This is a genomic window from Enterobacter sp. PL1, assembly GCF_945957325.1.
GTDB classification, from domain to species: Bacteria; Pseudomonadota; Gammaproteobacteria; order Enterobacterales; family Enterobacteriaceae; genus Enterobacter; species Enterobacter roggenkampii.
The window spans coordinates 49,022-71,079 of sequence record NZ_CAMFKT010000003.1 but is presented as its reverse complement, the minus strand read 5'-3'; the positions used below and the strand labels follow the sequence as shown (position 1 = coordinate 71,079).

General features: G+C 56.2%; 20 protein-coding genes and 1 riboswitch. Of the genes, 10 read left to right on the top strand and 10 right to left on the bottom strand.

The features are described 5' to 3' along the window. Nucleotides 1-59: 59 nt before the first annotated feature. A complete protein-coding gene (gene ubiK, locus N6P30_RS03710) occupies nucleotides 60-356 on the bottom strand; it encodes a ubiquinone biosynthesis accessory factor UbiK (protein WP_023294574.1) in 297 nt (98 codons plus the stop codon). A 119-nt stretch (nucleotides 357-475) separates the two neighbouring features. Next, a riboswitch (FMN riboswitch) is annotated at nucleotides 476-626 on the top strand. A 106-nt stretch (nucleotides 627-732) separates the two neighbouring features. On the opposite strand from ubiK, the gene ribB reads away from it, so the two are divergent. Further along, complete coding sequence (gene ribB / locus N6P30_RS03705) at nucleotides 733-1,386, top strand: 3,4-dihydroxy-2-butanone-4-phosphate synthase (RefSeq protein ID WP_008502964.1); 654 nt, start codon at nucleotides 733-735, stop codon at nucleotides 1,384-1,386. Nucleotides 1,387-1,430: 44 nt separating this feature from the next. On the opposite strand, the gene N6P30_RS03700 is transcribed toward ribB, so the two are convergent. From N6P30_RS03700 to zupT, 5 genes are all read right to left on the bottom strand, one after another. Further along, nucleotides 1,431-2,492: a type 1 fimbrial protein gene (locus tag N6P30_RS03700; RefSeq protein ID WP_021242314.1), complete on the bottom strand. Its 1,062-nt coding sequence runs from the start codon at nucleotides 2,490-2,492 to the stop codon at nucleotides 1,431-1,433. Further along, the gene (locus N6P30_RS03695) at nucleotides 2,476-3,237 is read right to left on the bottom strand and encodes a molecular chaperone (RefSeq protein ID WP_032676967.1); all 762 of its coding nucleotides are present in this window, start codon (nucleotides 3,235-3,237) and stop codon (nucleotides 2,476-2,478) included. Before N6P30_RS03695 ends, N6P30_RS03700 begins: the two co-directional genes overlap by 17 nt. 9 nt (nucleotides 3,238-3,246) lie before the next feature. Continuing rightward, on the bottom strand, nucleotides 3,247-5,685 hold the full coding sequence (locus N6P30_RS03690; protein ID WP_023294572.1) for a fimbria/pilus outer membrane usher protein: 2,439 nt from the start codon (nucleotides 5,683-5,685) through the stop codon (nucleotides 3,247-3,249). A 78-nt stretch (nucleotides 5,686-5,763) separates the two neighbouring features. Continuing rightward, the gene (locus tag N6P30_RS03685; RefSeq protein WP_021242311.1) at nucleotides 5,764-6,324 is read right to left on the bottom strand and encodes a fimbrial protein; all 561 of its coding nucleotides are present in this window, start codon (nucleotides 6,322-6,324) and stop codon (nucleotides 5,764-5,766) included. 332 nt (nucleotides 6,325-6,656) lie between these two features. Continuing rightward, entirely contained in the window at nucleotides 6,657-7,430 is a 774-nt protein-coding gene (zupT, locus tag N6P30_RS03680) for a zinc transporter ZupT (protein ID WP_008502969.1), read from the bottom strand. Between the two features lie 196 nt (nucleotides 7,431-7,626). Between zupT and ygiD the strand changes: the two genes are divergently transcribed. Then, nucleotides 7,627-8,415 carry a 4,5-DOPA dioxygenase extradiol gene (gene ygiD / locus N6P30_RS03675; RefSeq protein ID WP_023294571.1) on the top strand — a complete coding sequence of 263 codons (789 nt, stop codon included), beginning with the start codon at nucleotides 7,627-7,629 and terminating at the stop codon, nucleotides 8,413-8,415. Between the two features lie 79 nt (nucleotides 8,416-8,494). On the opposite strand, the gene N6P30_RS03670 is transcribed toward ygiD, so the two are convergent. From N6P30_RS03670 to tolC, 3 genes are all read right to left on the bottom strand, one after another. Next, on the bottom strand, nucleotides 8,495-9,655 hold the full coding sequence (locus tag N6P30_RS03670) for a glutathionylspermidine synthase family protein (RefSeq protein ID WP_021242309.1): 1,161 nt from the start codon (nucleotides 9,653-9,655) through the stop codon (nucleotides 8,495-8,497). Between the two features lie 2 nt (nucleotides 9,656-9,657). Next, nucleotides 9,658-10,323, bottom strand: a complete 666-nt coding sequence (locus tag N6P30_RS03665) for a DUF1190 family protein (protein WP_008502972.1) — start codon at nucleotides 10,321-10,323, stop codon at nucleotides 9,658-9,660. Nucleotides 10,324-10,517: 194 nt separating this feature from the next. Beyond that, nucleotides 10,518-11,996: an outer membrane channel protein TolC gene (gene tolC, locus N6P30_RS03660; protein WP_023294570.1), complete on the bottom strand. Its 1,479-nt coding sequence runs from the start codon at nucleotides 11,994-11,996 to the stop codon at nucleotides 10,518-10,520. A 204-nt stretch (nucleotides 11,997-12,200) separates the two neighbouring features. Between tolC and nudF the strand changes: the two genes are divergently transcribed. Genes nudF through parE form a run of 5 tightly spaced genes read left to right on the top strand, consistent with a single transcriptional unit; the run spans nucleotide 12,201 to nucleotide 16,609 of the window. Beyond that, on the top strand, nucleotides 12,201-12,833 hold the full coding sequence (gene nudF / locus N6P30_RS03655; RefSeq protein WP_008502974.1) for an ADP-ribose diphosphatase: 633 nt from the start codon (nucleotides 12,201-12,203) through the stop codon (nucleotides 12,831-12,833). Continuing rightward, nucleotides 12,830-13,252, top strand: a complete 423-nt coding sequence (locus N6P30_RS03650) for a DUF1249 family protein (RefSeq protein WP_003862516.1) — start codon at nucleotides 12,830-12,832, stop codon at nucleotides 13,250-13,252. Before nudF ends, N6P30_RS03650 begins: the two co-directional genes overlap by 4 nt. Before the next feature lie 27 nt (nucleotides 13,253-13,279). Beyond that, the gene (gene cpdA, locus N6P30_RS03645; protein ID WP_008502975.1) at nucleotides 13,280-14,107 is read left to right on the top strand and encodes a 3',5'-cyclic-AMP phosphodiesterase; all 828 of its coding nucleotides are present in this window, start codon (nucleotides 13,280-13,282) and stop codon (nucleotides 14,105-14,107) included. Continuing rightward, complete coding sequence (gene yqiA / locus N6P30_RS03640) at nucleotides 14,107-14,688, top strand: esterase YqiA (protein ID WP_008502976.1); 582 nt, start codon at nucleotides 14,107-14,109, stop codon at nucleotides 14,686-14,688. The genes cpdA and yqiA overlap by 1 nt, the downstream gene beginning before the upstream one ends. Nucleotides 14,689-14,716: 28 nt before the next feature. After that, complete coding sequence (parE, locus tag N6P30_RS03635) at nucleotides 14,717-16,609, top strand: DNA topoisomerase IV subunit B (RefSeq protein ID WP_008502977.1); 1,893 nt, start codon at nucleotides 14,717-14,719, stop codon at nucleotides 16,607-16,609. Nucleotides 16,610-16,692: 83 nt separating this feature from the next. Here the strand turns inward: parE and N6P30_RS03630 are convergent, their stop codons facing one another. Next, nucleotides 16,693-18,834, bottom strand: a complete 2,142-nt coding sequence (locus tag N6P30_RS03630) for a TonB-dependent siderophore receptor (RefSeq protein ID WP_023294569.1) — start codon at nucleotides 18,832-18,834, stop codon at nucleotides 16,693-16,695. Between the two features lie 385 nt (nucleotides 18,835-19,219). Between N6P30_RS03630 and N6P30_RS03625 the strand changes: the two genes are divergently transcribed. The 3 genes from N6P30_RS03625 to N6P30_RS03615 are packed head-to-tail and all read left to right on the top strand — an operon-like array spanning nucleotide 19,220 to nucleotide 22,049. Then, nucleotides 19,220-20,032, top strand: coding sequence for an ABC transporter ATP-binding protein (locus tag N6P30_RS03625; RefSeq protein WP_023294568.1), 813 nt, complete (start codon nucleotides 19,220-19,222; stop codon nucleotides 20,030-20,032). Further along, on the top strand, nucleotides 20,029-21,012 hold the full coding sequence (locus N6P30_RS03620; protein ID WP_023294567.1) for a FecCD family ABC transporter permease: 984 nt from the start codon (nucleotides 20,029-20,031) through the stop codon (nucleotides 21,010-21,012). Before N6P30_RS03625 ends, N6P30_RS03620 begins: the two co-directional genes overlap by 4 nt. Then, the gene (locus tag N6P30_RS03615; protein WP_023294566.1) at nucleotides 21,009-22,049 is read left to right on the top strand and encodes a FecCD family ABC transporter permease; all 1,041 of its coding nucleotides are present in this window, start codon (nucleotides 21,009-21,011) and stop codon (nucleotides 22,047-22,049) included. The genes N6P30_RS03620 and N6P30_RS03615 overlap by 4 nt, the downstream gene beginning before the upstream one ends. Nucleotides 22,050-22,058: the final 9 nt, after the last annotated feature.

Here is a 22,058-nt window from a genome sequence, read left to right as displayed (position 1 = left end):
CCTACGCGTTCATTCAGGCCCGGTAAGGCGTAGCCGCCACCGGGCTCAACAGGCCGCACTTACTCCTGGTTATCCACCGGCGGAATGGCCGGCGCTGGCTTCACTTCTTCCGGCGCATTGCGATTTTCCAGCTCGGTCAGACGCTGTTCCAGCAGTGCCAGCTTCTCGCGGGTGCGCAGCAGAACGTGGGTCTGCACGTCAAACTCTTCGCGGCTGACGAGATCAAGGCGAACCAACTGCGCCTGCAGCGTCTGGCGGATTTTCTTCTCAACGTCATCACCAAATTCACGAATGCCTTTTGGCATAGACTCGTGAACCTGACGCGCAATTTGCTCAATTTTCTTCGGGTCAATCATTGTCGTTTCCCTTGATGAAAAGGTGTTAGTGTCCATTGTAGCGCGTCATGCCCGGGGTAAACAAAATTGTTTGATGCTTATGCATTGCCCAGGATAATCAATAGCGTTATAGTTATCTCGCTTATTCTCAGGGCGGGGCGAAATTCCCCACCGGCGGTAAATCAGCTTAACGCTGAAAGCCCGCGAGCGCTTTGGGTGAATTCTCAAAGGTCAGCAGATCCGGTGTAATTCCGGGGCCGACGGTTAGAGTCCGGATGGGAGAGAGTAACGATCCAGTCGGGCATGGGCCCGCTCACGTTATCTTTTTGCCGCTTATACGGCGCTCCTAAGACTGCCCTGATTCTGGTAACCATAATGTTAATGAGGTTTTTTTACCATGAATCAGACGCTACTTTCCTCTTTTGGCACTTCAACTCAACGTGTTGAACATGCACTGGATGCACTGCGCGAAGGCCGCGGTGTGATGGTGCTTGACGATGAAAACCGTGAAAACGAAGGCGACATGATTTTCGCCGCCGAAAACATGACCGTTGAACAGATGGCGCTGACTATCCGTCACGGCAGCGGCATCGTATGCCTGTGTATTACCGAAGATCGTCGTAAGCAGCTCGAGCTGCCGATGATGGTCGAAAACAACACCAGCGCCTTTGGTACCGGATTTACCGTGACCATTGAAGCGGCGCATGGCGTGACCACCGGTGTGTCTGCGGCTGACCGTCTGACCACCGTACGTGCCGCGATTGCTGATGATGCGAAGCCATCCGATCTGCATCGTCCAGGCCACGTCTTCCCACTGCGCGCGCAGGCGGGTGGCGTGCTGACCCGCGGCGGTCACACCGAAGCGACGATCGACCTGGTGACGCTGGCAGGCTTCAAACCTGCGGGCGTGCTGTGTGAACTGACCAACGACGACGGCACCATGGCGCGTGCACCAGAGTGCATCACCTTCGCGCGTCTGCACAACATGCCGGTGGTAACGATTGAAGATCTGATTGAGTATCGCCAGGCGCACGAGCGCAAAGCCAGCTGAAATGGCTGATGTGAAAAAGCCGGGGAAACCCGGCTTTTTTGTCTTTAGTGGTAGTTAATTTTGAACAGCACCACCGTTTCGAACGGCCCGGACTGGATCGCTTTTCCTTCGACCGGCGACAGCTCTGCGGTGTATTGCTGCTCATGCTCAAGCGTGCTGCCCGTAAAATCCACGTATTCGTTATAGTGGTTAAAGGTGTAGGGCTCGGTTCCGTTAAGGATCCTCAGCTTCAGGCCATTGCCTATCAGCAGTGCGGTATCGTTGGCCGTAAGCGCTTCATTTGTATAGAACGACGAGTCCATTTTGAAGCCATCTGAACATTGGGCATCCTGCACTTTCGTCGTCTTCACCGAAAAGGTCCGTTTACGCGTCTGTTGATTCACAATATCGCGTGCGCTAAAGGTGCCGAAATCAATCTCCTGGTTCTCAGGGTAAATACTGAACGTTGCCCCGCAGTCCAGAACGGTAATATTTTGCAGCCCGTTGATGTGATATTTGAGGTTTTTCGCATCCGACATCTGGTTCACGCCGCCTTTTCCGTCAAACTGGACAACGATGTAATCGCTCAGCGAGCTGACGTAGCCGTGAGGCGGCATGGCTTTAATTTTTACGTATAAGCGCAGACGAGCAATGAAGGTTCGTGAAGTGTGGATATCATCCGGGTTACCGGAACAGATACGATTTTCCCATCCCATTTGTCGGATCTGCTCGGGGGTATAAATCGTGATGTTTTGGTTGTCCAGACACTGTCGGGTATCGACGCCGTTAGGCTGGCCTTTTGCATCGTAGTCTATCCCTTCATAGGTTACGCCCAGTTCATAATAGGGATCGGAGGTTGAAGGATAAGGATTCACCCAGCCAAAAATATCCTCCGGTTGAAAGCTGCTTGTGACATTGTGGTTGCATGTCACCGGGATTTTGATGTCATCCGATTCCCAAATTTTCTCACCTGCCTGTGCATTACTGGGGATAGCAAACGGCGAGATCGTTTTAGTTTCTTCTACGGGGCCGCCCGAACCGCCCAGGTAGCAGTCGAGCGCCAGCGCTTCTCTTAAAGGCAGCACTGAGAGCAGCACTATGAACAATACGTTAGCGAGATTGCGCATTTTTTTCGATCTTCCGTTCGGTGAGCGAGCACTGCGCCGTTCCCGCGCACTGTACGTCGACCTTTTTCAGCGCGCCGTAATCGTCGATATAACCGATGCTGTAATAGTTACCGTGGTAGTCACCGGTAGAGGTTGTTGCTGTCGCGAAAGGCGCAAGCATCAGGCTGTCGAAGCCCGGCAGCATGGTTCTGGCATTCTTACTGAGCCACGCCAGCGTGATGTAGTACGGCGTCGGGTTATGTATGGTCAGCCCTTTCGCAGTGGCTGAAACTTCCATCCGCATTTCCGCCTGCTCGCCGGGTTTTTTGGTAATCGCTTTAGGACGCCAGAACAGCTTGATCCTGCTCTGCATCGCCACCTGCATGACGCTGCGTTCATCGCTGGCGCTGGTGCTTTTCGGCGGCACTTCGCGCAGGTTGAAATAAAACAGGGATTCTCTGTCTTTCGGTAACTGACTGGTGGCCGCTTGCTTAACGATCCTGACCTGCGATGCGGAACCCGCTTCAATGCGTTGAATCGGAGGCAGCGCCATGAAATGCCTGTCTTCTTTACGGCCTTTCTCATCTTCAATCCAGGAGAGCGCCAGATAGGGCAGCGCTTTACTCTGGTTTTCAATCTTCAGGCTGCTGGCCTTGTCGCTTTCCGGAAAGACAATGCGCGTGCGGTCCAGGTTTACGGCCGCGTGAGTGGTGAATGCTGTGCCGACCAGCATCAGGCACAGGCTTTTGAGTAAGGTTAATTTCATCATGATTTCTTACTGACATGGCAGTATCAACTGCATACTGTTTTCAAGGTGTGAAGGTAACGTGAAGCGACACTGCTGATTGTCTCCCCACGTCACGCGAAACTGTTGTTGTGGCTCTACGGCGCCGAGCCAGACGTGGCCGTCATCGGCGACCATGGCAATCTGCCGATCGTCTTCCAGCTGGCGAACAACGGCGCCCAGCGGCGGCGTGCCAGAGGCAGTTCGTAAGATGCCTGCGATATCATTGCCTGCACGCGTCGCGATCTGACGGTACCCGATGGCGCCTTCCGTCCAGGTTGAGGTGACGACGCGGGTGTCAACGTCTACGCCATCGGGCAGGTTGTTCATATTGACCTGCACGCTGGAAGGCGAATAGCTGGAGATGGACGGTAAAACGCCAATCCCGAAGCGATTGGTTTCATCCCGCGACATGTTCAGCGGGATGTTGCCTACGCCATCGGTACTGACCATCACGCGCGGCTCGTTACCGTAGCTGCGGCGGTGCAGCGCAGCGCCTTTAGCCGTCGAGGTGAATGAACCGGTCCAACTGGCACTCAGGGAATTGTATTCGTTAGCCTTAACGCTCCCGGAGAGATTCAGGTCGCCATAAGGAGAATAATGTTGATAGTTGCCGCTCACCTGCGCGCCGGCATCTGACTTCTCGCTTTCGGTACCTGCCGAAACGCCCCAGGTGTTGTTGCGGTCTGATGTGTCATACCACGATACGTTCTGGCTCAGACTGTCGCTGTTGCGCAGGTCGTAATTCAGACGATGATCGGGATCGAGCGGTACGCTCAGTGAGAGATAGAACTGCGTATCGTCGTCTTCGTCTTCATAGTGGGTTTTACTCCACGACACGGTGAGGCCCAGATTTTTCCAGCGACCGATATCAAAGTTATAGCCTGCGGTCACGCTGCCCGTCGTGGAGGAGGAATCGTTCCACCAGGTTTGACGCAGCATGTTCACATAGAGGTTGAGCGATAGCGCCGAAATGTACTGGCTTGCCGTCACGCTGAGCGTCTGTTTTTCTGACTGCCGATCGTTATTGTCATCATCCAGAAAACGGGCGTAGCTGAGAAACTGCGGGTCGGAATAGCGATAACTGGCGAGCGTAAGCTGGCTGCCGGTGGTATCGAAACGCTTACTGTAGTTGAAACGGTAGCTGTAACCTGTCTGGCTATTCTGATTGGGCAACTGGCTGGTTGCCTGCGTCACGTCAAAAGAGAGCGCGCCCAGGTACTCCATGTTTTGACCTATTCCGGCGGCAACGGACCGGTAGCGATCGCCATCGGCGAGCGTACCGCCGTAGAGGGAGGTTTGTGACAGCATCCCCCAGGAGAATTCGCCGCTCATAAACGCGTTATCTTCAACGTCATGCGAGGCGTCTTTGCGTGCTTTTCCTGCCGCCAGCTTATAGCGAACCTGACCTTTGCGGGTTAAAAAAGGCACCGATTCCGCAGAAACCTGGAAGGTGCTTACGCGCCCATCTTCTTCTGTCACTTTGACGTCCAGCGTACCCTGTACAGACTGGTTTAGATCCTGAATAACAAACGGCCCTGGCGGAACGTTGCTTTGGTAAATGACACGGTCAGCCAGGCTAACCGTTACCGTGGCGTTAGTTTGCGCGAGGCCGGTAATTTGTGGCGCGTAGCCGCGCAGCGACCATGGCAGCATGCGCTCATCGCTAGTCAGGGAGGCTCCGGTATAGGTGAAGGCATCAAAAATAGCGGACTGGAAATCCGTTTCACCCAGTGTGAGTTTGGCTCCGAGCGAGGGGAGAGGACGGAACATATAGAGGCGTGAAAAGCGCCCGTCATTCACTGAACCTGCGTCGGTATGGGTTTGAGTATACTGATAATCACCGCGCAGTCGCCACGCGCCCATATTCGCGCCGGCAGTGCCATAAGTGTTGACGTTATCCGTGCTGCTGCCATCGTTCGGCTGGTAATGACTGGCAAAAAGATTGTAATCCAGTAGTACGCCCGGCACGCCGTTGTCCCAGGTTGAAGGGGGCATCCAGTCTGCGGCACGGTACTGTAACCAGGCCTGAGGTATCGTGACCTTCAGCGTCTGGCTGGATTGCTCAAAATTAAATTTAATATCCGGTTTTGATGCAAAGTCGACGCACCCGTCTTTTTCCGCCAATGCGCTACGGATATTGTCCTGCAGAGCAAATGTATCGGCCAGTTCAGGTGGAATACAGACTTGTACGCTCTTGTCTATCTCCTGCCAGCGGAGCTGCCAGCCATTTGCCAGCGGGATATCATTAATTGAAACGGTAACAAAATAGTCGCCTGGTGTGATCGATATTTGATCTTTAAAAAGAGATAAATCAACGCTGCCACGCTGATCTTTATCGATGGCATTGATGTTAAATTCGGTAGCGGAGGCAAGTTCCACCATAAACAGGGACGTCATAATAATTATGCATTGTAATTTATATGTCATCGCCCTGTTACTCAAATAAATACATTCAACGCCGGCTGACATTAAATGCCAGCCGGTTTAATTTGAAACATGGCGTAGTTATTTATACGCCAGAATATAGTTGGCTGTAGCTTCCACCTGGCCAGCAGTCGCCGTTTTACCCGTTACCACTTCCATTAATGCTTTGAAGTGCAGCGTTTGAGTCGTTGAACCTGCCAGCAGAGCAACCTCATTAGCAGCACCCAGCGTAATGTTGGCTTCGGCGTTATTCAGAAGACGAACGCCCACGTTCTGTGCACCACTTGCATAGGTATTGGTCATCAGACTGGTGTCGGTCGCGTCTGTCGCTGAGCTGGTAAACGTGACATCGACTTTGGTCACTGGTGTGTCAGTCTCGTCGGCCGGATCGTCAAGCTGGCAGTTTTCCAGATTGATATCAACCGGAACAGCGGAGGACTTCTTGTTGGCATTGATCACGGCTGTGGTCACTTCACCGAGATCGACTTCTTTATCAACGCTGTCTGGTGCAATGCTGCAAGGCGCATCAATAACAACGCCTTTGAATTTGATTTTTCCCGACCCCTGCTCGGCAGCAAAGGCGGAACCCGATACTGCGGCAGCGATAGTTACAGCTAATAGAATTTTTTTACCCATATACATGAAAATATCCTTTTTCAAACGAATTCATACTCTGAATATAAGTTTCAAAACGCAAATGGAGTATATGGGAGGACGAAGGGGAGATGCGATTACTGCATCTTAAAGCTATTTTAAGATTATATTAATATATAATTAATGTTGATTGTAAGCATCGGCTAACATTCATAATATATGCAGTAACTCAGATAATTGACTGATAAAGTTTCATCATTCTATTTCTATGAGATATATATTTTGCAAGGGCTTTGTTGGCAACAAAATAACGTATCATTTCTATCTATATCTTAACGTTTCGAAAGTCTGCCTCCGTATTATACGGAGGCAGACTAATCCTAACCGATACCTGCAGATTGCAATAACACCAGGCTTAAGCCCATGACTGACATTCCGCACAGCACGCCATAGCTGGGGTTGTTATTGGGATCGATCTCTTTCGCCAGCGGCATTAATTCATCGACGGAAAGCGCCACCATAATCCCGGCAACTGTGGCCATAATGGCGGCCATCACGACAGGGGAGACCAGGCTTCCGAGAATCAACCAGGCCAGGACACCGCCGAGGATTTCAGCCATCCCGGAAATTCCTGCCCAGAATACCGCGGTACGTTTCGAGCCCGTGGCGGCATACACCGGTCCGGCGACCGCCAGTCCTTCAGGAATATTGTGTAAGGCCACCGCCAGCGCGATGCCAAAGCCCATTTCCAGATTGCTGCTGGCCGTCACGTAGGTCGCGACCCCTTCCGGGAAGTTATGCAGGCTAATTCCCAGCGTGAGCAGAACCGCCGTTCGCTTAATATTCCGCGGCACAGGCGTTACGTTTTTCTGCATTAAATCCTGGGGATGCGCGTGGGGTAGCATCCGGTCGAGGGCAAAGTAACCCAGCAGGCCAACGACAAACATGCCGTAGCCCAGCAGGGGAGACATCCCGTCGGTGCCCAGCGCAGCAGGGAGCATCTCCATCAGGGAGATAAGCAGCATGATCCCGGCAGCAAAGCCCAGCGAGAAGGCCAGCACGCGGTTTGACGGCTTCTGACCAAGCACGCCGAGGATTGCGCCGATAAAGGTCGCGGCGCCCGCCAGTATGGTCAGGATCAGAGGGACTGACATGCATTGCTCCTTATGATAATGATTATCATTAATATAAATGATTCATTTCTGGCAAAGCGAGGGGCGAACCCCGGCTTTACACATTCCTTACATTCAAAATTCCTGATGATGATCTTCACGCTTATCAGCGTTCATCTTTGTCCGATTGCGCGTAATGTAGCACCATTAAATTGACACCTTCTGTAAGGATATCATCATGACTTCATCCCGTATGCCAGCCCTGTTTTTAGGCCACGGCAGCCCAATGAACGTTCTGGAAGATAACGTCTATACTCGCGCATGGCGTCATCTGGGCGAGACGCTGCCGCGTCCAAAAGCGATTGTGGTGGTATCTGCGCACTGGTTCACCCGCGGCACGGGCGTGACCGCCATGGAAGCGCCAAAGACCATTCACGATTTTGGCGGCTTCCCGCAGGCGCTGTATGACACGCACTATCCGGCCCCCGGCTCGCCTGAGCTGGCACAAAGGCTGGTGGAACTGCTGGCGCCTGTTCCGGTTGCGCTGGATAAAGAAGCCTGGGGCTTTGACCATGGCTCATGGGGCGTGCTGATAAAAATGTATCCTGATGCGGATATCCCGATGGTGCAGCTGAGCATCGACAGCACCAAACCGGCTGCCTGGCATCTGGAGATGGGGCGCAAGCTGGCGACGCTTCGTGATGAAGGCATCATGCTGGTGGCAAGCGGCAACGTGGTGCACAACCTGCGTACGGCGCGCTGGCATGGCGAAAACACGCCATACCCGTGGGCGACCGCTTTTAACGACTACGTTAAAGCGAACCTGACCTGGCAAGGCCCGGCTGAGGCGCATCCGCTGGTGAACTATCTGGAGCACGAGGGCGGTTCGCTCTCTAACCCGACGCCGGAGCATTTCCTGCCGCTGCTGTACGTGCTTGGCGCATGGGACGGTGAGGAGCCGGTTACGATCCCGGTCGATGGATTAGAGATGGGAAGTCTGAGTATGCTGTCGGTGCAGGTAGGGTGAAAATATGCCCGGTGGCGCTACGCTTACCGGGCCTACAAAACCGTAGGCCGGGTCAGGCGAAGCCGCCACCCGGCAGATCTTACTCCACAAAAATATGCGGGTAGAACCGCGACAGATCCTGCGTGATCAGCGCGCGATCTTCGCGAATGCCAATTCCGGCAGGTTGATCGTTAATGAGCCAGCTGCCAATTAGCGTATAGCTGTCGCCAAATTTCGGCAGTTGATAGAACGCCTGGACGATCATCCCTTCCTCGCCGTAAGGCCCTTCAACCGCTTCCAGCGTTTTACCGTTTTCGATGATCGACACGTTCGCGCCTTCGCGGGAGAAGATCGGCTTAACGACGTATTTCTCCATCTGCGGGTAATCATCTTCCGCAAAGTACGCTGGCAGCAGGTTCGGGTGATTAGGGAACATCTCCCACAGCATCGGCAGCAGGGCCTTGTTGGAGATAATGCTCTTCCAGGCCGGTTCCAGCCAGCGCACGCCCGCATCTTCCAGCTTGGTGGAGAACATCTCGCGCAGCATGTACTCCCACGGGTAGAGCTTGAACAGGTTGCTGATGACCTGATCCTGCATGTCCGTAAACTGACCTTTTTCACCCAGGCCGATATCCTCGATATAGAGGAACTCGGTCGCCACTTCCGCTTCGGCGGCGCAATCCTGCAGATACTGAACCGTGCCACGATCTTCTTCCGTGTCGCGGCAGCAGGCGAGATGCAGCAGGTTGAAGCCAAACTGCTCGCGCAGCTCGGCAAAGCGCTCGATCAGCTTCTCCTGCAGGCTGTTGAACTGGTCGCTGCCTTCCGGCAGGTTTCCGGCGTTCATTTGATCTTCCAGCCAGATCCACTGGAAGAATGCCGCTTCATAGAGGGAGGTTGGCGTATCGGCGTTGTTTTCTAAAAGCTTCGGTTCACCCACGCCGTCCCACGCCAGATCCAGGCGAGAGTAAAGCGAAGGCTGATTCGTTTTCCACGACTGGCGGACAAAGCTCCAGGTGTGCTTTGGAATGCGGAACTTGGCCATCAGCTCGTCGCTGTCGATGACTTTTTCCACCACCTTGAGGCACATCTGGTGCAGCTCAGCCGTGACCTCTTCCAGCTTCTCAACCTGGGCCAGGGTGAGCTTGTAGTAAGCGTCTTCACACCAGTACGGCTCGCCGTACATGGTGTGGAAGTTAAAGCCGTACTCGGTGGCTTTTTCGCGCCAGTCCGGGCGCTCGGTAATACTGACTCGTTCCATGATCAGCCGCCCATTGAGCGAGTAGAGGTGCCTGATGCACTGCGCTGCATGCTGGTCTGTTTCGCCACAGACTCACCGAACCCGCCGCGGGTGATGGTGCTGGTGGTCGCAGGCTTCGGCGCCATCGCGGTTTTCGGTACGGTTACGGTGCGGCCCGGAGTCGCTGCACCGTAGCCTTTACCGCTGGCATCGGTATATTGACCGTAAGCCGGGCTGGCCGGGTTTTTCGAGCTAAACAGCGGCTGCTGCTGGTAGCCCGCACCGCCGCCCATCAGACGGCCCATCATGTAGCCTGCCATCAGCGGCATCCAGAAGCTGCCGCTGGACTGCGCCTGTGCCTGATTTTCAGGTGCCGTGCCTGCCTGAGCCGGTGCCTGCTGGCACTGACCTTCACCAAATTCCGCTACGCAGTCTTCGCGTGAGGCATATTTCGGCGCGGTGCGTTCCGCTTCTTTCAACGCGTTGGTGTAGGCCGTTTTACATTCGGCCGCTTTCCCGGTGGCGGCAGAGCAGTCATCCGCGTTTTGATACAGCGAAACCGTTTCATCGTTTTTCTCACAGCCTGCCAGCATAAAGACAGCGGTAACCGCCAGCGCAACAGGGGTGAGGTGACGTGCATTCCAGCTCTTGCGGAACGACGCGTGATTGATCGTTTTTGTCCGTTTCATGTTTGTCTTCCAGGACCCAGTGGTAATAACGCTCAGGATAGAGGATGAGTGGTTGAAAATGAAGCGAAGAGGGGCGGAATCAGGGGGATCTTTACGTTGGCTTACGTTCGGATGTGATTTTGCGCCGGGTGGCGCTGCGCTTACCCGGCCTACGATTCAGTAGGCCCGATAAGCGAAGCGCCATCGGGCAATGCTTAGTTACGGAACGGATTGTTGCCCTTGCTGGCAGGCGCTGTGGTGCGCGCGGCAGCAGGCTGTGCAGCAGGGGTAGTGTTGTTAGCGTTGAAGTTATCAACCGCGGCAACCTGCTCCGGGTTCTCCGGTGCAACGCTGTCCGGAGAGGTAGAGACCGGTTTGCCCAGTGCGCTGTTCAGCATCTGCAGGTCTTGCTCGTTCAGCGTACCCAGAGCCTGCTTAATGTTCAGCTGGTTAATCAGGTACTGATAACGCGCGCTGGAGAGCTGCTGCTTCGCGTTGTACAGCGTGGTGGTGGCGTCGAGCACGTCAACGATAGTACGTGTACCGACCGAGTAACCCGCTTCCATCGCGTCCAGGGAGCTCTGTGCAGACACAACGGCCTGTTTATAGGCGTTGATGCTGCTGATTGAGGCGTTCACGTTGTTGAAGGATGAACGTACGGTCTGCACCACGTTACGATGGGCGCTTTCCAGCTGCTCGCTCGCGCCAACAAAGTTGTACTGCGCCTGTTTCACCTGGGAGTTAACCTGACCGCCCTGATACAGCGGCAGGGAGAAGCTCAGGCCCACTTTGTTCTGACCCATATTGCTGTCGTCATACTGGGCAGAATTGGTTTTAGAGCCACTGTAGGTGGTGTCAGAAACGCCGGTAGAGGCGCTCAGGCTCAGGGTTGGCAGATGGCCGTCCTGCGCCTGACGAATCTGCTCGCGGGCCAGGTCCTGGTTCAGACGCGCCTGCAGCAACGTCAGGTTGCGGTTTTCCGCCTCTTTCAGCAGGGCGTTAACGGCCTGCGGCTTATCCGTTTTGAAGCTGTCGACGTTCAGGGAGGCCAGCTCAGGATAGTAGTTCCCGGTCACCTGGCGCAGGGATTCCAGCGCGTTGTCGAGGTTATTACGCGCGGTCACTTCGTTGGCCAGCACGGTGTCGTACTGTGAACGGGCGTTCTGCACGTCGGTGATCGCCACCAGACCCACGTTGAAGCGCTGGGTGGTTTGATCTAACTGACGGTAAATGGCCTGTTTCTGCGCTTCGGTGTAGGAGAGCGCGTCAATGGCGCTCAGCACGTTGAAGTACGCCGTAGCTGTGTTCAGGATCAGCGTCTGCTGGTCGGTCTGATAGGTCACATCCTGGATGCCCGCGCTCTTTTCCTGCAGGGTCAGGGCACGCCATTTGGACATATCAAACAGCGTCTGTGTTAATTGCAGTGAGGCACTGGTAGCATTGGAGTTTACGCCGTTAGCGTCGCGGAAACCGTTGCTGTAGGTATAATCTGCACCTAACCCTAACTGTGGCAGCAAGGGGCTACGCGCTTCGTTAATCTTTTCAAACGCAGCATCACGATCGGCCGCTGATTTACGTAAATCAGGGTTGCCCAGACGTGCCTGCTGGTAGACCTGTAACAGGTTTTCCGCCTGGCTCATTGCACTGAAGCCCGTCAGGCTCAGGCCGATAAGGATGGGGAGCAATTTCTTCATTTGCATTCCTTGTTGTGAAGCAGTATTAGCGCTGATCTAATTAAAAAATAATTGCCGATTCTAACAGAATCATCCACACCAAAAGGTTGGCGTTACGTGCCATCTGGCGGTAATTTGCACCAATCTACCATATAGCCTTACAAACGGCAGCCAAACAGCCTTGAAATTCACAATTTCATCACCATTGCTACCAGGACTCGACTCATGCAAAAACCAGAAAAGTTGCCCGTGACATTCGCCAAAAACGATGTAGAAATTATTGCACGAGAAACGCTTTATAGCGGTTTTTTTTCAATGGATCTTTACCGTTTCAGGCATCGCCTGTTTAACGGTGAAATGAGCGGCGAAATCAGACGCGAAATTTTTGAGCGCGGGCATGCGGCAGTCTTGCTACCCTTTGACCCAGTGCGTGACGAAGTCGTGCTGGTGGAGCAGATCCGCATCGCCGCTTATGACGTCAGTGAGAGCCCGTGGCTGCTGGAGATGGTGGCCGGGATGATCGAAGAAGGCGAGACGGTTGAAGACGTCGCCCGGCGCGAGGCGCTGGAAGAGGCTGGGCTGGTGGTGGGCCGCACCAAACCGGTGTTGAGCTATCTGGCGAGTCCGGGTGGCACCAGCGAACGCTTATCCATTATGGTGGGCGAAGTGGACGCCACGACCGCAGAAGGCATTCACGGTCTGGCTGATGAAAACGAAGATATTCGGGTTCATGTGGTGAGCCGGGAACAGGCTTATCAGTGGGTAGAAGAGGGGAAAATCGACAACGCAGCGTCTGTCATCGCCCTGCAATGGCTGCAGCTGCATTATCAGACATTACGAAACGAGTGGAAAAAATGAAGCGCTATACGCCTGACTTCCCAGAAATGATGCGCCTGTGCGAAACGAATTTTGCACAATTGCGCCGCCTGCTGCCGAGAAACGACGCACCCGGCGAAACGGTAAGCTATCAGGTGAGCAACGCGCAGTATCGATTAACGATAACAGAATCAACGCGCTACACTACGCTGGTGGAGATTGAGCAAACGGCACCCAGCATTAGCTACTGGAGCCTGCCGTCGATGACGGTACGCCTCTATCACGACGCGATGGTCGCTGAAGTGTGTTCAAGCCAGCAGATCTTTCGCTTCAAGGCGCGGTATGATTACCCGAATAAAAAGTTGCATCAACGCGACGAAAAGCATCAAATTAACCAGTTTTTAGCCGACTGGCTAAGGTATTGTTTAGCACATGGAGCAATGGCGATTCCGGTTTGTTAGCGTCATAAACCTACCTAAGGACACCATTTGGAAAGCCTGTTGAACCTGACTGTTGCTGGTGGGGCGCCAGTCAGGATATTACAAATCACCGATACCCACCTTTTTGCCGAAAAGCATGAAACGCTGCTGGGGGTGAATACCTGGGAGAGTTATCAGGCGGTACTGAGCGCCATTCACGCTGAAAACCGTGCATGCGATCTGATTGTCGCAACGGGCGATCTGGCGCAGGACCAATCTTCCGCGGCCTACCAGCATTTTGCTGAAGGCATCGCGAGCTTTAGCGCGCCCTGCGTCTGGCTGCCGGGTAACCACGATTTTCAGCCCGCAATGTACAGTTCTCTCCAGGATGCGGGGATTTCTCCGGCGAAATGTGTTTTTGCGGGTGAACAGTGGCAGATCCTCCTGCTGGACAGCCAGGTGTTCGGCGTCCCGCACGGTGAACTCAGTGAGTTTCAGCTCGACTGGCTGGAGACCAAACTGGCCGCTGAACCTGAACGTCATACGCTGCTGTTGCTTCATCATCATCCTCTGCCAGCGGGCTGCAGCTGGCTCGATCAGCACAGCCTGCGCAACTCCGCGGCGCTGGATCGCGTGCTGGCGAAGTTCCCGCGGGTGAAAAATCTGCTGTGTGGGCATATTCACCAGGAACAGGATCTCGACTGGAACGGACGCCGCATGCTGGCGACGCCGTCGACCTGCGTTCAGTTTAAGCCGCACTGCGCCAACTTTACGCTGGATACCATCGCGCCAGGCTGGCGCTGGCTGGAACTGCATCCCGACGGCACGCTGACCACGGAAGTCTGCCGTTTGACCGGCGCACAGTTCCGCCCGGACACCGCTTCAGAAGGCTATTGATGTCTACGCTCCTTTATCTGCACGGATTCAACAGTTCGCCGCGCTCCGCAAAAGCGACACAGTTTCGCCAGTGGCTGAGCGAGCATCACCCTGACGTTGAGATGATTATCCCACAGCTGCCGCCTTACCCGGCAGAAGCCGCGGAAATGCTGGAATCCATCGTGCTTGCGCACGGCGGCGAAACCTTTGGTGTGGTCGGTTCATCGCTGGGGGGATATTACGCCACCTGGCTCTCGCAATGCTTTATGCTGCCCGCCGTGGTGGTTAATCCGGCGGTACGGCCATTTGAGCTGCTGCGGGACTTTCTTGGCGAAAACGAGAACCCCTACACCGGCCAGCAATATGTGCTAGAGTCACGCCATATTTACGATCTCAAAGTTATGCAGGTCGACCCGCTCGAGGCGCCGGATCTCATCTGGCTGCTGCAGCAGACGGGTGATGAAGTGCTGGATTACCGCCAGGCAGTGGCGTATTACGCCTCCTGCCGCCAGACTATAGAAGAGGGCGGAAACCATGCTTTCACGGGCTTTGAGAATCATTTCACCCAGATTGTCGATTTTCTTGGACTGCACAGCCACTGACAATCAATGCGAATTGCTAGTTTAAATCATGACGCAAACCTATAACGCTGATGCCATTGAGGTCCTCACCGGGCTAGAGCCGGTTCGCCGCCGCCCGGGGATGTACACCGATACGACGCGCCCAAACCATCTGGGCCAGGAAGTTATTGATAACAGTGTGGACGAAGCGCTGGCGGGCCATGCCAAACGCGTTGACGTCATCCTGCATGCCGATCAGTCGCTGGAAGTTATTGACGACGGGCGCGGCATGCCGGTGGATATCCACCCGGAAGAGGGCGTCCCGGCCGTTGAGCTGATCCTCTGTCGTCTGCATGCGGGCGGTAAGTTCTCCAACAAAAACTACCAGTTCTCCGGTGGCCTGCACGGCGTGGGGATTTCCGTCGTCAACGCCCTGTCCAAACGCGTGGAAGTGAACGTCCGTCGCGATGGTCAGGTCTACAACATCGCGTTTGAAAACGGCGAGAAGGTGCAGGATCTTCAGGTTGTCGGCACGTGCGGCAAACGCAACACCGGCACCAGCGTCCACTTCTGGCCTGACGAAAGTTTCTTCGACAGCCCGCGCTTTTCCGTGTCCCGCCTGACGCACCTGCTGAAAGCCAAAGCGGTGCTTTGCCCGGGCGTGGAAATCACCTTTAAAGATCACGTTAATAATACCGAGCAGACCTGGTGCTACGCCGATGGCCTGAACGACTACCTGTGCGAAGCGGTAAACGGCCTGCCAACGCTGCCGGAAAAACCGTTCGTCGGCAACTTTAGCGGCGATACCGAAGCGGTGGACTGGGCGCTGCTGTGGCTGCCGGAAGGCGGCGAGCTGCTGACCGAAAGCTACGTTAACCTGATCCCCACCATGCTCGGCGGGACCCACGTCAACGGCCTGCGTCAGGGGCTGCTGGACGCGATGCGCGAATTCTGTGAATACCGCAATATCCTGCCGCGCGGCGTGAAGCTGTCGGCGGAAGATATCTGGGACCGCTGCGCCTACGTGCTCTCCGTGAAGATGCAGGATCCGCAGTTTGCCGGTCAGACCAAAGAACGTCTGTCGTCACGCCAGTGTGCGGCGTTCGTCTCCGGCGTGGTGAAAGATGCCTTTACCCTGTGGCTGAACCAGAACGTTCAGGCGGCGGAGATGCTGGCCGAAATGGCGATCTCCAGCGCCCAGCGTCGTCTGCGCGCCGCCAAGAAAGTGGTGCGTAAAAAGCTGACCAGCGGCCCTGCGCTGCCGGGCAAGCTGGCAGACTGTACCGCGCAGGATCTCAACCGCACCGAACTGTTCCTCGTGGAAGGGGACTCGGCGGGCGGGTCGGCCAAGCAGGCGCGCGATCGTGAATATCAGGCGATCATGCCGCTCAAGGGTAAGATCCTGAACACCTGGGAAGTGTCTTCAGACGAAGTGCTGGCCTCGCAGGAAGTCCACGATATCTCGGTCGCGATCGGCATCGATCCGGACAGCGACGATCTGAGCCAGCTGCGCTACGGCAAGATCTGCATTCTCGCGGATGCGGACTCCGATGGTCTGCACATCGCCACGCTGCTGTGCGCGCTGTTTGTGAAGCACTTCCGTACGCTGGTGAAAAACGGTCACGTCTACGTGGCGCTGCCGCCGCTATACCGTATCGACCTCGGCAAAGAGGTTTACTACGCCCTGACGGAAGAAGAGAAAGCGGGCGTGCTGGAACAGCTGAAGCGCAAGAAGGGCAAACCGAACGTGCAGCGCTTTAAAGGGCTGGGCGAGATGAACCCGATGCAGCTGCGCGAAACGACGCTGGATCCGAACACGCGCCGTCTGGTGCAGCTGACGATCAGCGATGAAGACGAACAGCAGACCAACGCCATGATGGATATGCTCCTTGCCAAGAAACGTTCGGAAGACCGTCGTAACTGGCTGCAGGAGAAAGGCGATATGGCGGATATTGAGGCTTGATGCCCTCACCCTAACCCTCTCCCGCAGGGAGAGGGAATGGATCGTAGGCCCGGTAAGCGCCAGCGCCACCGGGCTTTTTTACATCAAAACTCCATCTTCACCGTAAACTGCACTTCGCGAGGGTCGCCAATCTGGTTGCCCAGGTTGTTGGTCGCAATGGACGAGGTGTAGTAGGTCTTATCAAACAGGTTCTTCACGTTCACCTGCAGCGTCACCGGATACTGCAGCTTCATCTTATAGGCCGCAAAGGCATCCGCCACAAAATAGCCCGGCAGATAATAATCCGCGCCGTTGGTCGCTGAACGACGGCTCACGCCGTGTCCGCCACCGCCCAGCGTCAGGGTATTCCCGGCAAACGCATTGTGAATATCGTACGTCAGGAACAGGGAGCCGGTGTGGCGCGGCACGTTCGGCAGCGGTTTGCCCGCGTAGTCCGGGTCTTCCAGCACCTTCGCGTCGGTGTAGCCGTAGCTGGCGATAATATTGGTGTTCTCGGTCAGTGACCCGGCAAGATCCACCTCCACGCCCTGGGATCGCACGCGGCCCGCCGTTTTGGCAATGGTTTCACCTCCCACGCTTTCGTTGTACAGCACGTTGCGTTTGTGGATATCAAACAGCGCGATATTGGCGGTAACGCCGTCGAACAGGTCGAACTTCGCGCCCACTTCGTAGGCGTTTGAGGTTTCCGGCGGCAGGTCGCCAATGTAACTTGCAATGGACGACTGCGGCATAAACGTCTGCGAGTAGTTGGCAAACAGCGAGACGGATGACGTGAGCTTGTAAACCAGCCCCAGCTTTGGCGTCCACTGTTCGTCGCGGCTGTCGGTGTTGACGTTGAACGGACGACCTTTGCCCGCGTACTGGGTGTAATACTGATAGCGCATCCCGGCGACGGCGATCCACTTATCCGTCAGGTACAGGGCATCCTGCGCGTAGGCCGAATAACTCTCCTGCTTGAGCGTCTGGTCGCTGTCTGCGGCGGAGACGGTTGTACACTTGTTGAGTTTGCCGTAAACCGGATGGTAGATGTTGAAACCTTTGACGTTCTTACAGCGCATCATGTCCGTACGCAGCAAATCGTAATTCTCATACGATACGCCGGTCAGGATCTCATTGTAAAAGCCTGCAATATCCACATTCCCCTGCAGGTCCGCGCGGGTGCTGTGCATGCGCTGGGTCGAGCCCTGGGTCGCATCCACGCGGCGGGTCAGGTTGCCGGTTTTTGCATCGTAGGCCATCACGCGGGCCTGGTTATCGCTGTATTTGTCCTGGCTGTAGCTGTAGTCGAACTTCGCGGTCCACTGGCTGTTAAGACGGTATTCCGCGTTCAGCTGCGCCAGATCGGACTGACCATCGGTCACGTTAAACGGCTCGTCAAATCGGGTTTTACGATCGACATCAACGGCCTTTTTGGTGTTGAGATCGAAGATCGTTCCGCGATCGAACGGCGTTTTATAGTCGCGATGCGAATAGAGCACGGTCACGGTGGCATCATCGCCGAACCAGGTGAGCGACGGGGCGATAAAGGTGCTGCGTTCGTTGCCAAAATTACGCCAGTAATCTTCGTCCTGATACTCACCCGTGAGGCGATACGCCATGCGTGTACCGTCGATCGGGCCGGTCACATCGACCTGTCCGGTGCCGCCGCCAAAGCTGGAGGAGGTGGCGGACAGAGAACCACCGAAGGTTCTCTCCGGGCGTTTGGTGACGACGTTAATCAGGCCGCCCGGATCGAGAATGCCATACAGCGTTGAGGCCGGGCCTTTAAGCACCTCCACGCGCTCGGTGGCGGCGTTAAAGCTGCGCGGCAGGACGGTGCGCAGGCCGTTGGTCATGATCGAGCCGTCCCGGTTCGCGCCAAACCCGCGGCGCACGAAGGCATCCTGCGTACCTCCGAGGGTATTGGTCTGGACCACGTTGCTGACGTTATAGAGCGCCTCATCCAGCGTGGTGGCGTGCTGATCCTCCAGCACTTGATCGCTGACGGTATTCACCACCTGCGGGATATCCAGCATCGGCATGTTGGTCAGCGTAGCGGTGGAGGTGTTCAGCGGCTGATAGCCGTTGGTGGCTTCCGCCGGCGTATTTGGATCGGCAGTGACGGTAAGCGTTTCGCCGTCTTTAGCCGCGGTGGTGTCCGCCGCCTGGGCCAGCGGCGCCATAAACAGCAGTGAAAAGAGCGCGCGCCCTTTTACCCCAGAGAGTGAAGGTGTGAACGTAGCCATTACATCTGTTATCCCAAAATATCCGTGAATCACCTTCACGGAAGAATGTGTGAGTCATTGCCCTTTTATGCTCTGCTCGTTAGCCAGAACCGGCATCGAACATGTAATTGAGAATCATTCAATCATGCGGGGATGTAGTAGTAAATGAAAAATGATAAAAATCGGCTACATGTATGAAACGCAACGGGAAAGTACAAGGGTACTTAATTATTCAATTGAAAAATAATGATTTATTAATTTTGTGGTCTGCACGGTAACGCTCCGTTACCCCTGGTTTTTTCAGGGTGTTTCTTCTCTTGACTACTACATGGCGTGGCGTCAAACTCTCAAAAGAGAATGATTTTTATTTATATTTGTTGCGCTTTTTTATTACGTTGGCGTTCACGTGGCTTACAACACAAAACAACCGGGACTGGTTCTGGAGAACCTCTCTGCGGGCTATCAGAAAAAAATCATCGTTGATGATATCTCTCTTGCGATCCCCCAGCAGAAAATAACCGTTCTGGTGGGCGCAAACGGCTGCGGGAAATCCACGCTGTTGAGCACCATTGCGCGGCTGCTCCAGCCGCTTGGCGGCGCGGCGGTTCTCGACGGCAAGGCGATCCACGAGCAGCCGACCAAAGCCGTCGCCCGCCAGCTTGGTATTCTCCCGCAGTCCCCGCTGCTCCCGGAAGGGTTAACCGTTTTTGAGCTGGTCTCGCGCGGCCGCTTTCCCTGGCAAAACGTTATGCGCCAGTGGAGCGACGAGGACGAACTGGCGGTGGAAGAGGCCCTGCGCCTGACCGGCACGGCAGCGTTTGCCCATATGCCGGTGGAAAGCTTATCCGGCGGCCAGCGTCAGCGCTGCTGGATCGCCATGGCGCTGGCGCAGCAAACGCCGTATATCCTGCTGGATGAACCCACCACGTTCCTCGATCTTCGCTACCAGGTGGAGATCCTGGAACTGCTGCACGCCCTGACCCGCCAGCACGGGCGTACCGTCGTGGTGGTGCTGCACGATCTCAACTTTGCCGTGAACTACGGTGATTCCCTGGTCTTTTTACGCCAGGGAAAAGTCGAGGGAGTGTTACATGAGGGCGACGCCTGCACGCCGGAGCTGATCAAAGCGGTGTTTGATGTGGACGTGCATATGTCCATCAACCCCTTGACCGGCAAACCGTTCTTTATGCCGTTTCGCCAGAGCATTCAGAAGCCATGATGCGCATCTCTCTGGCTTTCCTGATTTTCACCCTGCTGTTGGCAATGGGGGCGATTGCTCATCTGGGGATCGGTGCACGCTTTATCGCCCCGCAAACGGTAGTGGAGGCATTCTTTCACTTCGACCCGCGCAATTTCGACCATAACATCATCATCAGACTACGGCTGCTGCGCCTCTGCGCCGCAATGGTTACCGGCGCCTCGCTCGGCGTGGCGGGCGTGCTGCTGCAGTCCGTGATCCGCAACCCGCTCGGCGAGCCGCATATTCTGGGGCTCAACGCCGGGGCAGCGCTCGCGGTGGTGGTGACCAGCGCGCTTGGGCTGTCGCTGCCGTTTGGTCGTCCGCTGATTGCCGCCGCCGGTGCCGCCGCGCTGTTTCTGCTGGTGCTGATGTTCTCCTCGACCGGTCGCACCGGGCTCACGCCAATGAAGGTCACCCTGTGCGGCGTGGCGATGTCGGCGTTTGCCTCGTCGATTACCGCCGCGGTGTTAATCCTGGATGAACAGACGCTGCTCTCTCTGCGCACCTGGCTGGCGGGTGATATCGCCGGGATCAACGCGCAGATGCTCCAGAGCGCCCTGTGGGCTGCAGCCGCTGGTTTTCTTCTTGCTATCGGGCTGTCGCCCTCGCTCAACATGCTGGCGCTGGGCGACAGAATGGCGCAGGGGCTTGGCGTGTCGCTGCTGAAAACCCGCCTCCTTGCCCTGCTGGCCATCGCGCTGCTCTGCGGCGCGGCCGTCTCCCTCGCCGGACCGATTGGCTTTATCGGCCTTGTGGTGCCGCAGCTCATCCGCCGTCTGGTGTCGGTCGATTTGCGCGCGATGGTGCCGCTGTCGGCCCTCTGCGGCGCGCTGGTGTTGCTGCTGGCGGATATCGCTGCCCGCACGCTGTTTACCCCCTGGGAGCTGGCAACCGGCATCATGACGGCCCTTGTCGGCGCGCCCGTGTTCATCCTTATGGCCTCGAGGATGTTCAAATGAACCGGTCCGGACTCCGCGCGATCCGTGTTGGCCGCCTGTCGGCGCTGGTTCGCCCGAAGGCGCTGGCGTACCTGTCGCTTTTCGCGCTGATGGCGCTAGGCCTGCTGGGCTTTGGCCTGACGCACGGTTCTCTGCCCATTCCCGCCTCTGCCATCGGGCGGGCGCTGTTTTCGCCTGAAAGTCTGACGGCGGAGACGCGCTACGTCGTGATGGATATCCGCCTGCCGCGCCTGCTGATGGCGGTGCTGTGCGGCGCGATGCTCGGCATGGCGGGGGCGGCGATGCAGTCCATCACCCGCAACGGACTGGCTGACCCGGGGCTTATCGGCGTGAAGGAGGGCTGTAGCGCGGCGGTACTGCTGCTGATTTTTCAGTTCCCGGCGCTGAGCCTGGCCTGGCGTCCGCTGGTTGGCATGGCCGGCGGGCTGCTCACCGCGCTGCTGGTGATAGCTCTGGCGCGCGATATCTCGCGCCCGCGGTTTATTTTGATCGGCATCGGCGTGTCGTGGGCGTTTGCCGCGGCAATGGGCGTCTTTATGACCACCGCCGACGTGCGCGACGTGCAGACGGCGATGCTGTGGCTGGCGGGCAGCCTGCACGCGGCAAACTGGACGCTGGTAGGGCTGGCCGCGCTCTGGGCTGCCCCCGCGTTTGCGCTGCTGCTCTTTACCGCGCGGGCAGCGGACGTGGCGCTGCTCGGCAATCAGGCCGCCGCGGGCCTTGGCGTGCGCACAACCCGGCTGGCGCTGCTGCGGGTTCTCGCCCCGGTAGTGCTGACGGCGGCCTGCGTCTCCTGCGTGGGCAGCATTGGCTTTGTGGGGCTGATTGCCCCGCATATGGCGCGCCTGCTGCTGCGCGGTGGTCAGACCGCGCTCCTGACGGGAAGCGCCGTGCTGGGCGCGCTGCTGGTGCTGCTGGCGGATAACGTCGGGCGTCTGGCATTCCTCCCGCTGCAGCTGCCGGCGGGAATTGTCATTTCATTGATTGGCGGACCGTTTTTCCTGCTGCTGCTCTGGCAGCGTCGGGACAGATTTTAGGGGATTATG